The sequence below is a fragment of the Sulfitobacter maritimus genome, from assembly GCF_013346665.1.
Lineage (GTDB): Bacteria > Pseudomonadota > Alphaproteobacteria > Rhodobacterales > Rhodobacteraceae > Sulfitobacter > Sulfitobacter maritimus.
Window position 1 is genome coordinate 164,140 of sequence record NZ_JABVBB010000022.1, and the last position, 14,269, is coordinate 178,408.

General features: G+C 59.5%; 16 protein-coding genes and 1 tRNA gene. 8 read left to right on the forward strand and 9 right to left on the reverse strand.

What is annotated here, in order from left to right; genetic code table 11:
* Positions 1 to 43 precede the first annotated feature (43 nt).
* The 5 genes from HTT03_RS07045 (at position 44) to HTT03_RS07065 (ending at position 5,008) form a co-directional block, all read left to right on the forward strand.
* Positions 44 to 1,978 (forward strand): AsmA family protein, encoded by a 1,935-nt coding sequence (locus HTT03_RS07045; protein ID WP_174859173.1) that lies wholly within the window; start codon positions 44 to 46, stop codon positions 1,976 to 1,978.
* A 96-nt stretch (positions 1,979 to 2,074) separates the two neighbouring features.
* Complete coding sequence (gene trpB, locus HTT03_RS07050; protein ID WP_174859174.1) at positions 2,075 to 3,307, forward strand: tryptophan synthase subunit beta; 1,233 nt, start codon at positions 2,075 to 2,077, stop codon at positions 3,305 to 3,307.
* Between the two features lie 456 nt (positions 3,308 to 3,763).
* On the forward strand, positions 3,764 to 4,030 hold the full coding sequence (locus HTT03_RS07055; protein WP_174859175.1) for a tryptophan synthase subunit beta: 267 nt from the start codon (positions 3,764 to 3,766) through the stop codon (positions 4,028 to 4,030).
* A gap of 43 nt (positions 4,031 to 4,073) precedes the next feature.
* On the forward strand, positions 4,074 to 4,346 hold the full coding sequence (locus HTT03_RS07060) for a tryptophan synthase subunit beta (protein WP_174859176.1): 273 nt from the start codon (positions 4,074 to 4,076) through the stop codon (positions 4,344 to 4,346).
* 134 nt (positions 4,347 to 4,480) lie between these two features.
* Positions 4,481 to 5,008 carry a helix-turn-helix transcriptional regulator gene (locus tag HTT03_RS07065; RefSeq protein WP_174859177.1) on the forward strand — a complete coding sequence of 176 codons (528 nt, stop codon included), beginning with the start codon at positions 4,481 to 4,483 and terminating at the stop codon, positions 5,006 to 5,008.
* A 6-nt stretch (positions 5,009 to 5,014) separates the two neighbouring features.
* Here the strand turns inward: HTT03_RS07065 and HTT03_RS07070 are convergent, their stop codons facing one another.
* The 8 genes from HTT03_RS07070 to trpA all read right to left on the reverse strand — a co-directional run bounded on the left by HTT03_RS07070 (position 5,015) and on the right by trpA (position 11,835).
* Positions 5,015 to 5,584, reverse strand: a complete 570-nt coding sequence (locus HTT03_RS07070) for a DUF4893 domain-containing protein (protein ID WP_174859178.1) — start codon at positions 5,582 to 5,584, stop codon at positions 5,015 to 5,017.
* A gap of 3 nt (positions 5,585 to 5,587) precedes the next feature.
* Positions 5,588 to 5,971, reverse strand: coding sequence for a DUF2237 family protein (locus HTT03_RS07075; protein ID WP_174859179.1), 384 nt, complete (start codon positions 5,969 to 5,971; stop codon positions 5,588 to 5,590).
* Positions 5,968 to 7,161 carry a serine hydrolase domain-containing protein gene (locus HTT03_RS07080; protein ID WP_174859180.1) on the reverse strand — a complete coding sequence of 398 codons (1,194 nt, stop codon included), beginning with the start codon at positions 7,159 to 7,161 and terminating at the stop codon, positions 5,968 to 5,970. The genes HTT03_RS07075 and HTT03_RS07080 overlap by 4 nt, the downstream gene beginning before the upstream one ends.
* A gap of 72 nt (positions 7,162 to 7,233) precedes the next feature.
* Positions 7,234 to 7,947, reverse strand: a complete 714-nt coding sequence (pth, locus tag HTT03_RS07085) for an aminoacyl-tRNA hydrolase (protein WP_174859181.1) — start codon at positions 7,945 to 7,947, stop codon at positions 7,234 to 7,236.
* Positions 7,948 to 8,206: 259 nt separating this feature from the next.
* Positions 8,207 to 8,860 (reverse strand): 50S ribosomal protein L25/general stress protein Ctc, encoded by a 654-nt coding sequence (locus HTT03_RS07090; RefSeq protein WP_174859182.1) that lies wholly within the window; start codon positions 8,858 to 8,860, stop codon positions 8,207 to 8,209.
* A gap of 115 nt (positions 8,861 to 8,975) precedes the next feature.
* Positions 8,976 to 9,596, reverse strand: coding sequence for a hypothetical protein (locus HTT03_RS07095; protein ID WP_174859183.1), 621 nt, complete (start codon positions 9,594 to 9,596; stop codon positions 8,976 to 8,978).
* The gene (locus HTT03_RS07100) at positions 9,590 to 10,780 is read right to left on the reverse strand and encodes an alpha-hydroxy acid oxidase (protein ID WP_174859184.1); all 1,191 of its coding nucleotides are present in this window, start codon (positions 10,778 to 10,780) and stop codon (positions 9,590 to 9,592) included. The genes HTT03_RS07095 and HTT03_RS07100 overlap by 7 nt, the downstream gene beginning before the upstream one ends.
* A gap of 263 nt (positions 10,781 to 11,043) precedes the next feature.
* Positions 11,044 to 11,835 (reverse strand): tryptophan synthase subunit alpha, encoded by a 792-nt coding sequence (gene trpA / locus HTT03_RS07105; RefSeq protein WP_174859185.1) that lies wholly within the window; start codon positions 11,833 to 11,835, stop codon positions 11,044 to 11,046.
* A gap of 154 nt (positions 11,836 to 11,989) precedes the next feature.
* Between trpA and HTT03_RS07110 the strand changes: the two genes are divergently transcribed.
* Entirely contained in the window at positions 11,990 to 12,181 is a 192-nt protein-coding gene (locus tag HTT03_RS07110; protein WP_007117519.1) for a hypothetical protein, read from the forward strand.
* A 59-nt stretch (positions 12,182 to 12,240) separates the two neighbouring features.
* The gene (gene ychF, locus HTT03_RS07115) at positions 12,241 to 13,338 is read left to right on the forward strand and encodes a redox-regulated ATPase YchF (RefSeq protein WP_174859186.1); all 1,098 of its coding nucleotides are present in this window, start codon (positions 12,241 to 12,243) and stop codon (positions 13,336 to 13,338) included.
* A gap of 85 nt (positions 13,339 to 13,423) precedes the next feature.
* On the opposite strand, the gene HTT03_RS07120 is transcribed toward ychF, so the two are convergent.
* Positions 13,424 to 13,720 (reverse strand): hypothetical protein, encoded by a 297-nt coding sequence (locus HTT03_RS07120; RefSeq protein ID WP_174859187.1) that lies wholly within the window; start codon positions 13,718 to 13,720, stop codon positions 13,424 to 13,426.
* Between the two features lie 443 nt (positions 13,721 to 14,163).
* Here HTT03_RS07120 and HTT03_RS07125 point away from each other — a divergent pair.
* Positions 14,164 to 14,253 (forward strand) — tRNA-Ser (locus HTT03_RS07125).
* The last annotated feature ends 16 nt before the right edge of the window (positions 14,254 to 14,269 follow it).

Sequence of the window (14,269 nt, forward strand, 5' to 3'; positions counted from 1 at the left end):
GCACGTGAGCGGGGAAAGAGCCGCCGGGCAGGAGGAAAGAGCCATGAGATGGATTATACGCGGCATCGGCGCGCTGTTGCTTATTGCGGTGATCATTGTGGGGGCCTTGCTGTTGATGCCCGGAGAGCCGATCGCGCGGATCGCCAGTGATCAACTGAGCCGGATGACCGGGCGTGACGTCACAATCACCGGAGATGTTGATGTGACCTTTTGGCCGGTGTTGGGCGTGACCGCTGGCGGAATCGAAGTTGGCAACGCCGATTGGACGGACAAGGGCGCGATGCTGACGGCGGCCAATGCGGCGATTGGTGTGGATGCAGGAGCCCTGCTGCGCGGCGAGATTCGCATCACCCATATTGCAGCGCGAAGCCCAATGATCCGGCTGGAGCAGCGCCGCGATGGCCGCGCGAGTTGGCAGTTCACAGACAGTGTCAGCGGCGCCCGGATTGAGACGGAGGCAGCACCATCGCAGCGCAAGCGGCCGCTGAGCATTCAAAAGCTCACGGTTGAGAATGCCACGCTGATCTATGATGCCGAAGGCGCCGATCTGGTGACCTATGAAGGTGTCGATCTGACGCTCGATTGGCCGGAGCAAGCTGGCGCGGCGGATATCGTCGCCAGCATGGCACCTTCTGGCCCGCCAGTGAACCTGACCGCGCGGATCGAAGGGTTTGCCGCGTTTCTGAACGGAGAGGTGCAGCCTCTGCGTGCGGCGTTAAAGGCACGCGACGGGTCGGCTTCTTTCGTCGGGCGCGGCTCGCTGAAAGGGGCCTTGGCGGGAGATGTGCAGATTGAAAGCGCGGATACGGGTGCTTTTCTCGCCGCTCTCGGCGCAGGAGCGGTGGAGTTCCCGCGCGGGTTGGGCCGCTCGGTCGATCTGCGCAGCGGGCTGACGCTTTCGCCCGACAGACAGTTGGCGCTGCGCAATATCGCGGCGGATTTGGGTGGCAATCGCCTGACAGGCCAAGCGGACTTGGCATTGAACGGCACGCCCCGGATCAGAGGCAATCTACGCGCCGGTGCCTTGGACTTGTCGGGTCTGTCCGATGCGGAGGACGCAGCGGAGACCGGGGCAGGGTCGAAAGCCACAGTTGCGGGCTGGTCGCGCCAAGAAATCGACGCTGATTGGTTGGCGGCCTTCGATGGTGACATTGCGCTCAGCGCAGAAGAAATCAATCTTAGCCAACTCAAAGCGGGCCCCACCCGCATGGTGCTGCGCAACGATCGCGCACGAATGGTGTTCGATCTGCAGGACATGGCAGCCTATGGCGGCAAGATCGCAGGGGAGTTCGTGATGAACAACCGCAACGGTCTGTCAGTAGGGGGCAAGTTGAACGCACAGGGCGTGCAGATGCGCAATCTGTTGGAGGACGCAGCCGAGGTGACGCGTTTCACCGGCGAAGGCGATGCGCAACTGTCGTTTTTGGGTAGCGGGCAATCGGTGGCGGCAATCATGCAGTCCTTAAGCGGCGACGGGACTTTGTCCATGGGGCGCGGCACGATTGCGGGGATCGATCTGGACGCGCTGCTGGGGTCGGTCGATGCCAAGGGGGGCAGCACTGTGTTTGATTCCGTTCAGGCCAGTTTCGACATCGCAGGTGGTGTGTTGCACAATGACGATCTGCTGATGCTCCTTCCCAACTTTAACGCGACCGGGGAGGGGCAGGTCGATCTTGGAGCGCGGACCATTGATTACACCGTCACCCCTAAGGCGCTGCGGGTCAATGCGTCGCGCGGGGGGCTGGCGGTGCCGGTACGGATCAGGGGGCCTTGGGCTGATCCTGAGATCAAAGCCGATCTGAGAGCCGCGATTGACCTGAACTTCCGCGAGGAAAAGCAACGCGCCGAGGATGTGGTGCGGCGCAAGGTGCAAGAAGAGTTGGATATCGCGCCTGACGACACCCGCGATCTTGAAGACCTTGTGAAAGACGAGTTGGAGAACGCCTTGAAGCGCGAGTTGTTCAAATTGTTTGATTAAGGGCGATGCGCCGCCCGTCTGCCCGTGGCTGAAACTCTTGGTGGCGCAGACGGGCAGGCTGCGCTAAGGCTGACGCGACATTCTAGGAGAGGCGCAATGGCCAACGATCTTTTCAACAGCTTCATGACCGGCCCCGACGAGCAGGGCCGTTTCGGTGATTTCGGCGGGCGCTTTGTCTCGGAAACGCTGATGCCGCTCATTCTTGAGTTGGAAGAACAATATGAGAAGGCCAAGACCGACGACAGTTTCTGGGCCGAGATGCACGACCTCTGGACCCATTACGTGGGCCGCCCCAGTCCGCTTTACCACGCCGAGCGGCTGACCGAGCATTTGGGCGGGGCCAAGGTCTATATGAAGCGCGACGAGCTGAACCATACAGGCGCGCATAAGATCAACAACGTGCTGGGCCAGATCATTCTCGCCCGCCGCATGGGCAAGAAACGCATCATCGCGGAAACCGGCGCGGGCCAGCATGGCGTGGCCACGGCGACGGTCTGTGCCAAGTTCGGGCTGCAATGCGTGGTCTATATGGGCGCGCATGATGTTGAGCGTCAGGCGCCCAACGTCTTCCGGATGCGTCTGCTGGGCGCTGAAGTGGTGCCAGTGACTTCGGGTCGCGGCACGCTGAAGGACGCAATGAACGACGCGCTGCGCGATTGGGTGACCAATGTGCGCGACACCTTCTATTGCATCGGCACCGTGGCCGGGCCGCATCCTTATCCGGCGATGGTTCGTGATTTTCAGGCTATCATTGGCAAGGAAGTGCGCGAGCAGATGGACGCCGCAGAGGGCCGTTTGCCCGACACGGTGATCGCAGCCATCGGCGGCGGGTCGAATGCCATGGGCCTGTTCTACCCCTTCCTTGACGACAAGTCGGTGAACATCATCGGTGTCGAGGCCGGGGGTAAGGGCGTTGACGAAAAGATGCAGCACTGCGCCTCGCTGACAGGCGGGCGCCCCGGCGTGCTGCATGGCAACCGCACCTACCTCCTACAAGACGACGATGGCCAAATCCTCGAAGGCTTCTCGATCTCTGCTGGTCTGGATTACCCCGGCATCGGGCCAGAACATTCCTGGCTACATGAGATTGGCCGCGCGCAATATGTCTCGATCACCGACCGGGAAGCGCTGGAGGCGTTTCAACTGTGCTGTGCGCTCGAAGGGATCATCCCGGCGCTGGAGCCGAGCCACGCGCTGGCCCATGTTCTCAAGATCGCGCCAGAGTTGCCGAAAGACCACCTGCTGGTGATGAACATGTGTGGGCGCGGCGACAAGGACATCTTTACCGTCGCACGGGCGCTGGACTTTGATATGGGCGACTTCGCCTAAGTTCCGCGCGATCGCGCACGAATACTAAAAGGCCTGCGTGAAAGCGCGGGTCTTTTTTGTCTCTTCGGGTGTGTCTTCCTGCGGTGGGGGCCGGGAATGACGGCGCGTAAGAGCGGTGCAAGGAAAACGGCCAAGAAAATCGCGAAATGGATTTCACCCAGCGTTTGCGCGGCGCGACCGCGCTGCAAGCGGCGGCGACATGCGTTTCGCCCTTACAGGGTTGACCCAACGGCAAATTGCCCCCGGCTAGGGCGCGAAACCCCCTCCTAAACCAAGGTTTAGAGCGGTCAGACAAGAGTTTAGACCTGCTGATTTAAACCCCGGGAGGATAGCCAATCCCCCGTCGAATACCCTTTTGCCAGTCATCCCGACGACGCCACGTCACTGACCGGCGCCGTCACCATTTCACAGCGGGCCACCCCGACAGCGGGCCAACCCAGACGCAAAGGACACGACATGAAAAAGACACTGACAGCAACCGCCCTAATCCTTGCCACCGCAGGCTCCGCCGCCTTCGCGCAGGGCATGGAAGGTCACCAGATCGGCTACAACGACAAGTCCGACAACGGCGTTTCCTACTCCAGCCGTTCCGACGCTGTCGACGCACAGACAATCGCGACTTTCACCAAAGGCACCCTGCGCGCGGAAGACACATCTGACGTGACCGTCACCGTCTTCCCCACCGCGCAATCCGACGAATCCGTAGACCGCTTCCCCCGCTAACTGCGGCGGCGATCTCTACACCTTAAAGTTCAAAGGACACGACATGAAAAAGACACTCACCACCACCGCCCTGATCCTCGCCACCGCCGGGACCGCCGCTTTCGCGCAGGGGATGGAAGGCCATCAGATCGGCTATAACGACAAAGCCGCAGATGAGGCCATCTATTCCAGCCGCAGTGTGGACGATCAGGAACTGAAGCTACAACGCGACGTGTTCCTGCGCGGCCAATTCCGCAGCGACACCGACAAAACCCAAGTCATCACGGTTTTCCCGACACCCGTAGAAAACCTCGAAGACGGCGACTTTCCCCGTTAACCTTTAGACCAACTGCGCTCGCCCTCAGGGGCGGGCGCCAAATCACTAAGGGTTGATCGGCGCGCATAGCGGCAATCTCTTGCGCTTTGCCAGAGCATGGCTAAATACGCTGGACTGCAAGCCAGGGTCACGCCATGAACAAAAAGAAAAAAATTGCCCTTTGGGTGATCGCCGCTCTTCAATTCAATGCCACCATTTACTTCGTGCTTCTCTTCGCCCTCGAAGGTCGGGGGGTGACACTGTTTGGCATTCCGCTTGCCAATCTGGGGCCGAACCAGGGCGTGCAGGTCGTGGGCCTGATCCTTGGTGTCGTGCTGGGCTGGATGGCACTGCGGATGAGCCTGCAACGCGCTGAGCGGGCAGAGACAGCGCTCCGGCATTGTACCGTGCAATTTGCCGATGTGCTCGAAGAGCATTTCCGCGATTGGCGGCTGACCCCGGCGGAGCGGGACGTGGCGGTTTTCCTGATCAAAGGTCTCAACACCCGCGCCATTGCCGAGATGCGCGGCACGTCGGAAGGCACGATCAAAGCGCAGACCAATGCGATCTACCGCAAAGCCGGCGTCGCAGGACGGGCGCAGCTTTTGAGCCTGTTCATCGAAGACCTCATGGACGACACGCTTATGCCCGGCCCCAAGCCGCAATTGCCACTGGCCGCCTGAGCGCGACTAGCGCGTCAGTTCCAGAATGTCGAAATCGCTTTCAAGAGCAGGGGCAGGGAACAACAGCCGCGCCCGCGTGGGGCTGATCCGCTGAAAGACCGCGACATCTGTTTGCACACGCCCGTTTGACGTGAAGTCCTCGGGCAGATCGTCATAGGCGGGCGGGTTCTCCTCACGCACATAACCCACGCCGGTATAGACCGCTTGGCCTTCGCGCAGGGTGATCTCGCCTCGGGTCAGTTGCGATCCGGTAAGCTTCTCAAAGGCGAAACCGCGATCTGTCGCGGTGAAGCGACATTTGAACGGGGTATAGACCACCAGCGGGCTGATGCCGCCGAGCTTGATGGTTCGGCAAGACCAGTCACCGGGTAAATCTGCGGCAAAGGCAATCTGTGGTTGGCCGGATAAAGCGCGGGTCAGTGCGCGGATATCATCCGCTGCGCCACCTGAGAGAGCCTGCATCATCGCACTTCCAAAGGCTGCGTCAAAATTGTCGAGCCGCGCCTGTTCGGCAGGGCGCAGCGTGCCAGCGAGGGCGGTGACAGGCAGGAGAAGGAGCAGCAGCGCAAGACGCATGGATCAGTTGCCTGCCTCATCCACCGCATGGGCGCGCAGCACCTCTAGCGGTACGATGTCGAGCGTACGTAGATGCGTCGCGGCCAGATGCACCTGTGGGGCGCAGCCTTCGTCTGCCGCCTGTAGAAACCGCCCCGCACAAAGACACCAAGAATCCCCCGGTTGCAGACCATCAAAGCCAAACTCAGGCCTTGGGGTGCTGAGGTCGTTGCCAACGTATTTTGAATAGGCCAGAAACTCTGCCGTCATTACGGCGCAGACCGTATGGCTGCCCTGATCCTGTGCGCAGGTATTGCAGTGACCGTCGCGGAAGAAGCCTGTAACCGGGTCGGTTCCGCAAAGGGTCAGCGGCTGGTTCAAGACGTTGATGCTCCTGTCGGGTATCATTGGCTTTCCTCCTGTCCTTCGCTGTCCGAGACCGAAGCCGCGATTTGGCGGAAGATCTCGATATTCTGTGCCGAAACGCCCGACTCGCGAAACTTTCGATCGGCGGCATTGGTGGCGATCACCACGCCTTTATTGGTATCAATATAGATATATTGGCCATAGATTCCACGCGCCATATAGGTGCCCGTCGCCGCGCCCACAGGCACCCACCATTGATAGCCGTAGCCGATCTGGCCTTCGGCTGTTGGCGCGCCTGGCCGTGTCGACTCTGCGACCCAGCTTTCCGGCACGATCTGCTTGCCGTTCCACGTGCCGCCCTGCGCGAACATCTGGCCAAAACGCGCATAGTCGCGTGTGGTCATGTTCAGCCCGCCCAGCACAAAGGCCGTCCCCGCACCATCGGTGATATAATAGGGCGCATGTTCTAAACCGAGCGGCGCAATGATCTTTTCGCTGAGCAGATCGGGGATGCTACGCCCGGTGGCGCCGCGCACCACCATACCGATCACATGGGTATCGATAGAGACATATTGCCACTGTTCGCCCGGTTCGGCAAAAGTTTCGGTCAATTCGGCGGCGAAATCATCAAGTTTTCCGCCAAGCGCTACGACCCGGCCCATGCGGTTGATGTCTGAATCGTAGTCCAGATAGTCCTCGTCAAAGGTGACGCCGCTGGCCATATTCAGCACATTCCGCAGGCTGGCACCGTCATAGGCGCTGCCGCGCAGGGCCGGGGCGTATTTCGTCACCGGATCGTCAAGCGAGTCGATTTTGCCTTCTTCCAGCAAGATGCCTACCAGCGCAGAAAGGTAGCTCTTCGCGACCGACCAACTGATGCGGCGGTCCTCTGGTCCGGTGCCTTTGAAATAGTTCTCATAGACGATTGCCCCGTCGTGAAGCACCACCAGCGCGGTCACGTTGCGTGTGTCGATCCATGCGTCGACTGCTTCGGGCAACTCAGTCTCAGGGCCATAGGGCAGCTCTGTGGTTAATCCATCGCCACGCGATACAGGCGTGGATAGAAAGGCGCCGTCCATATGGCTGAAGTTGTGAACGATCTTCTCTTCAGAAAACAGTGAGTTTACCGCAAGGAGCCGCTCAATCTCCTCGCGTTTCCAAAGCCCGATGACGACGGCTGCCACCAAAAGAGCCAGCAGAATGCGGCCCAGCCATTTTCCGAATGTGCGCATAATTTCCCCCCATGTTCACCGCAGTGAACCACGCCGATAGGGCGGGGGCCAGCCCCGACATTGCGTCAGCGTTTAGCGGAAACGGTCCATCAGCTTTTGCAAAGGAGAGAGGGTTTCGTTCGTTGCCTCAGGTTTGGCAGTGGGTTCTTTTGCCGGGGCAGTGGGCAAGGTCTTGGCCTCCGTTGGCTTGGCACCTTTGCGCCCGGTGCCAGAACGCGGCGGCGAGACCCGTAGCCCCACAGCGTTCATAAACCGCCCCGTATCACCACGCACCAGATCCGCCGCCCCGTCCGAGACGCCGCGCAGCACATCGTCAAGCCAGGCGTCATCCGCTTTCGGGAAATCGCGCAGCACATAGCCTGCCACGGCGTCTTTGTGGCCCGGATGGCCGATCCCCAAGCGCACGCGGTCATAGTCCGGCCCGATATGTTGGTGGATCGACCGCAACCCGTTATGGCCCGCATGGCCGCCGCCGGTCTTGCATTTGACCTTGCCGGGGGCGAGGTCGAGTTCATCGTGAAAGACGATCACATCCGCCGGGTCGATCTTGTAAAATTTCATCGCTGCCTGCACCGATTGGCCGGAGTTGTTCATAAAGGTCTCAGGCTTGAGCAGCACCGCCCGGTCAGAGCCAAACCGTCCTTCGCTCACGCTGCCCTGAAACTTACCTTTCCACGGGGCGAAACCGTGGTCGCCGGCGATGCGGTCCAGCGCCAGGAAGCCGATATTATGGCGGTTGCGGGCATATTTCGCGCCCGGATTGCCGAGGCCGACGATCAATTTCATGGCAGGTCTCCTGTGGTTTGGCGCAGTTTAGCAAGCAGAGCGGGGGGAGGAAATGGCGCGCGGGTGACAGAGTTTTTAGAAATTTAGCGCCGGTTTCTCGAAAAGAAATCGGGGTCGCCAAGTGCATGACGTGGATCGCTAAGCGCATAACGGGGGCGCCAAGCGCAAAACGGCGCCAGAAATCGCATAACAGGGCCGCGAAACGCAAAACGGGGCCGCGTGATGCGACCCCGTTTCAACACAGCCTTCCGGCGCGCTTTTATTCACCGTCGGGCGGACCCATTTCGGTTGTTGGCACTTCGTCTGCCGCAGTCTCGTCCTCGTCGTCATCCGACGCGGAAAGACCGGCAGGGGCCGAAATCGTTGCGACGACGAAGTCGCGGTCGATTGTGGGCTTGGCGCCTTCGGGCAGGTCAACACGGCTGATGGTCGCGCTGTCGCCGATCTCAAGACCGGTGATGTCGACGGTCACATGCTCAGGGATGTCTGCCGCGGTGACGACCAGTTCAACTTCCGGACGGACCAGCGTGAGCACGCCACCTTTTTTCAGGCCGGGGCATTCTTCTTCGCCTTTGACTTCGACGTTGATGAACAGGTTGATCTTGGTGGTGCGCTTCAGGCGCATCAGGTCGATGTGCGTGGGCAGGTCTTTGACAACATGGCGCTGAACGTCGCGGCAGATCACACGCACGTCATCGTGACCGTCAACCTTGAGGTTGAACAGGGTCGCTTTGAAGCGGCCCGCGCGCAGCTTGGTCAGCAGCTTGTTGAAAGGAATGTTGATCGGTAGCGGCTCTTTGTCGCCACCAAATACGATACCAGGAACCATGCCGTCACGACGTGCTTGGCGAGCGGCGCCCTTGCCTGTCCCCGCGCGTACCTGGGCTTCAAGATCAGGAATCTCTCCGGCCATTTTGTAGTCTCCAATTGATTAGGGCGGGAATCCTCCAAGGCTGTATTCCCGCGTGAAGCCGCGCGTATAGACCGGTTTGCCCCGGCTGGAAAGGGCAAAAGGGCAGGGGAGCGTGCTATTCCAGCGGCGTATGCAGATAGCCGTCTGCCGCCATCAGGCGGTCGTAGAGGGCGAACTCCTCTGCGCGGGCCGCACGCAGCTGGTTTGCGACATCTTCTGACAAAGGCGCAGGGATATCTGGTGAGACATTTCGAGGCGTTAATATCGCCTCCCGCCCCAGTTTTTCAGACAGAAAGTCCCGAAAGGCAGGCTGGCGTTCATAGGCAAAAAGGTGCTGGATTAGCAGCTTGCCCTTGTCCGACGTCAGAAAGGCGAATTGGCTGCCGACCTGCGCGCGGGGGGGCGGGTCGTCCGAGATCACCTGAAGCACGAATTGCTCGAACGTGAGCCCCTTAGTGCTGAACCGTTTGCCATCTAGCCGGGGCTGGCTGCGGTAGCGATACCAACTGCGAAGCTGATCGACCGGGTTGCGCATCACTGCCAACGGTGCGGGGGAGGCGGAGAAGGTCTTTTGCAGGAAGGGCCGCACCCGCACGGCGTAGCGCTGTGCGGTGATATGTTTGCGGTTGCGGGCAAAGATGATTTCCGCATGTGGTTTCAAGGCCATTTCGACCGCTGTGGTACCGGTTTTAGGCGTCGCGAGAAAGGCAAGTTCACGGCTGAGAAAGATCAGCATCCCGGCGCGTCACCGGGTTGGGGCTGCCAGTCGCCAGAGAAATGACGGGGGATTAAAAGGTTATGTCGCCCAAGGTTGGTGACGGAGGTCTCTCCGCACAGCGCCATGGTGGTGTCTAACTCGCGGTGGATCACCTCAAGCGCGCGGGTCACGCCCTGCTGGCCCATCGCGCCCAAGCCATAGATAAAGGCCCGGCCAATGTAGGTGCCTTTGGCCCCCATCGCCATGGCTTTCAGCACGTCCTGACCGGAGCGGATGCCGCCATCCAGATGCACTTCGATCTGATCGCCCACAGCGTCGAGGATTTCGGGAAGCATACGGATAGAGCTGAGCGCCCCATCCAACTGCCGCCCGCCGTGATTGGAAACGATAATCGCATCTGCACCCAGTTTCAGCGCCATGCGGGCATCTTCGGCGTCTAGAATACCTTTGAGGATCACCTTGCCGTCCCACTGCTCCTTGATCTTGGCGATCTTGTTCCAGTCGAGCGAGGGGTCGAATTGCTCTGCCGTCCAAGCGCCGAGGTCGGCACTGTCCGTGATGCCCTGCACATGGCCGACGATATTGCCAAAATGCCGCCGCTTGGCGCTCAGCATCTCGATCCCCCAACCCCATTTGGTAGCAAGGTTCGCGATGGTCTTGGCGGTCAATTTGGGCGGGGCGGAGAGGCCGTTTTTCAGGTCTTTGTGACGTTGACCAAGGATTTGCAGATCAAGCGTGATCACCAGTGCCGAGCAATTTGCGTCTTTAGCCCGCTGGATCAGACGGCTGACGTAATCCTCATCGCGCATGGTATAGAGTTGAAACCAGAAGGGTTTTGTCGTCGCCTCGGCCACGTCCTCAATCGAGTTGATCGACATGGTCGACAGGGTGAAAGGCACGCCAAAGGCTTCCGCCGCCCGCGCCGCCTTGATCTCCCCATCCGCGCATTGCATCCCCGTCAGACCAACGGGGGCGAGCGCGACCGGCATGGCGACATCTTGGCCGATCATCTGCGTCGCCGTGCTGCGGCCTGACATGTCCACCGCCACGCGCTGGCGCAGGCGGATTTTGTCGAAATCGCTGCAATTCTCGCGAAAGGTCTGTTCGGTCCAGCTGCCCGACTCCGCGTAGTCATAAAACATCTGCGGGACGCGGCGTTTGTAGATGCGTTTGAGATCGTCGATGCTGGTGATGACGGGCATGGGCCACCTGTGCTGAATGAGTTAACTTTGGGTAGCAATTGGCGGGGGGCTTGGCAATTGGGAAGGGCAGCGGTGCGTGCTCGCGAAATGCTAAGGGCGTCGCCCTCTTTAGGGGCGTCGGTATGGCAGTGGCTGGCAAGACCTCGCACGGACGGCGTACCTCGCGCTACATGACGAGGCCGGTTATTCGCCCTCCGGGGGGAGAGAGGGCGATGCCCGGTGTGCCACCGGGCGGGACGTTTCATAGGGAGGGTAAGCTGACCTCAGGCTGAATGCGCCCCATCGGCGAGCGACTTAACAAAGCCAAGCACATCTTCAGCGCTATCGCCATTGGCGATGCGGTTCACGATGGCCGAGCCGATCACCACACCGTCAGCCACTTCCGCGATGGCGCGGGCTTTTTCAGGGGTGTTTACGCCAAAGCCCACGATCACGGGCAGGCCGCTGGCCTTTTGGATGCGCTTAACCTCAGGGGAAACATCGGCGGCATTCGCCTCGGCTGAGCCGGTAATGCCAGTGATCGAGACATAATAGACAAAACCCGAAGTGTTCTGCACCACGCGGGGCAGGCGTTTGTCATCCGTAGTCGGAGTCGCAAGGCGGATGAAGTTCAACCCGGCGTCTTGGGCAGGCAGGCACAGTTCGATATCTTCTTCGGGCGGCAGATCGACCACGATCAGCCCGTCGATCCCAGCGTCTTTGGCTTCAGTTAAGAATTTCTCAACACCCATGAAATAGATCGGGTTGTAATAGCCCATCAGCACGATCGGGGTCGTGTCGTCATCCTCGCGAAAGGCGCGGACCATTTCGAGCGTGCGGTTCAGCGTCATGCCCCCTTCGAGGGCACGTTGACCGGCAAGCTGGATCGTCGGGCCATCGGCCATTGGATCGGTGAAAGGCAGGCCAAGTTCAATAATATCCACCCCGGCGGCAGGCAGGCCGCGCACGATCTCTAGCGAGCGGTCAAAATCCGGGTCACCGGCCATCACATAGGAGACAAACGCCTTTTTGCCGCGGGCGCGGAGGTCTTCGAATTTGGCGTCGATACGGGTCATGTGGCTTGCCTCTGTTAATGCTTTCCTTGGCAATGCCGAATGTCGCGGTGAAAATCAATCCACCGTAGGGCAGGGGCGGCAAAAATGGCTTCTCAGAGCAGCTCCGGCGCATTCCGCCCTTCCATTTCGCGCAAAGCCCCCTATCTCAACTGCCATGAATTATGTACTCGCCCTTTTCCTGCCGCCGCTGTCGATCCTGCTGATCGGTCGGCCGATCCTGTCCATCGTGGTTTTCCTGATCTGGGTGCCTGCGATCATCTTTTCGGGCGGGCTTACGCATCCGATGTTCATACTGCTGGCTTGGATCTTGATCTATCAAGCGCATCAAGACCGGCGCGCGCGCTGAGCCTTGCGCTTTGCGGCCCTTACCCCTAACACACGCGCAGCTTTTATAGGGGTATCGTCATGGGTTTCAAAATGGGCATCGTCGGTCTGCCGAACGTCGGCAAATCGACCCTTTTCAACGCGCTGACCCGCACCGCCGCGGCGCAGGCGGCGAATTTTCCGTTCTGCACCATCGAGCCCAACGTTGGCGAAGTCGCTGTGCCGGACTCACGGCTCGACACTCTGGCCGAAATAGCCAAGTCGAAAAGCATCATCCCCACGCGCATGACGTTTGTCGATATTGCCGGTCTGGTGAAAGGCGCCTCAAAAGGGGAGGGCTTGGGCAACCAGTTCCTCGCCAACATCCGCGAAGTTGACGCGATCGCCCACGTGCTGCGCTGCTTTGAAGACGGCGATGTCACCCACGTCGAAGGCCGTGTTGATCCGGTTGCGGATGCTGAGACCATCGACACCGAACTGATGCTGGCCGATATCGAAAGTATCGAAAAACGGTTGCAGAACATCGTTCGCAAAGTGCGCGGCGGCGACAAGGAAGCGGTGCAACAAGAACGCCTGATGCGCAAGGCGCTGGAAGCATTGGAAGCGGGCAAACCTGCTCGTGTGGTTGAGGTCGATGAAGACGACGCCAAGGCGTGGCGTATGCTGCAGCTGCTGACGACAAAACCGGTTCTTTACGTCTGTAACGTGGGCGAGGCCGAAGCCGCCGAGGGCAATGCGCACTCCGCGAAAGTGGCCGAAATGGCCGCCGCGCAGGGCAATTCTCATGTCGTGATCTCGGCCCAGATCGAAGAGGAAATCAGCCAGTTGGAGGCCGAAGAGGCCGAGATGTTCCTCGAAGAGATGGGGCTAAAAGAAGCTGGTCTCGACCGACTGATCCGCGCCGGCTATGAGCTTTTGCATCTTGAGACCTATTTCACCGTCGGGCCCAAAGAAGCGCGGGCTTGGACGATCAAGTCTGGTACCTCGGCGCCAAAGGCTGCGGGCGTCATCCACGGAGACTTTGAAAAGGGTTTCATCCGTGCCGAAACCATCACCTATGAGGACTTCGTGAGCCTTGGCGGCGAGGGGCCAGCGAAAGAGGCGGGCAAAATGCGCGCTGAAGGCAAAAGCTACATCGTCAAAGATGGCGACGTTCTGCACTTCTTGTTTAACACCTGACCGATTTTGCGAAGGTCTGTGGACCCCTGTTAACGAAAAAAGCCCGACAGCCTGCGCTGCCGGGCTTTTTGCGGGAAGGGACAACTTACTTGCTGTCGTTGCCCGGACCAAAACCACCGTAGACATAACCTTCACCGGGGCTGCGCAATGTGCTGCGGCTGCTCAGCACGGTATCGGCATCTTTGTCCATATCCGCAGTGTTCAGACGGATGTCGTTCGCCTTGACCGACCGATCTGCATCCTGCATGCGGGTGTTGTTGCCATAGACTTCTTCCGCGCCAACTGAAGTATCCAGGAAGATATCATTATAGCGGCTGGAGTTCTCTGCAACAGCGGCAGTGGAAATCAAAGCAGCGGCGGCGGTTGTCATGATCAGTTTCATAATGTGTTCCTTTGTATTTTGGTTCGTCGCATGATTGCGAGCCTGTCGTTTGTGGTGAAGTAACGGCGGACCGCTCGCGAAAGTTTCCGCTGTGCAGCATGGGAAGGCGATTGTAGGGGTGTTGGGCATGCCTTCTGCTTAGGAAGCCTGTTAATAGTTGTGTAAAAACAGTATATTGTAGGTTTTTAGGGCTGGCTTCACATGAGCATCACACTACTGTGTTAGATGCTACAGAAGACAGGTTGTAAGCATAGATGGCGCGCCAACTGCGTGTTTTTTGGGCCGATCTGCATAGATCAAGCGGCGCTGCGGCAATGATCTTCAGCCAGATATAAGCGAAATCGGCGGCGCAAGCTTGCAGGATAACTTTGCATCCAAACTTTGCTGAAATTCCTGCGACTTTCGTCTTGTCTCTTCGGTGCGACCTCTCTAAACGGGTCGGCGGAGACGTGGCCGAGTGGTCGAAGGCGCTCCCCTGCTAAGGGAGTAGGCCCGGAAGGGTCTCGAGGGTTCGAATCCCTTCGTCTCCGCCATTTCATCTAAGGCGTT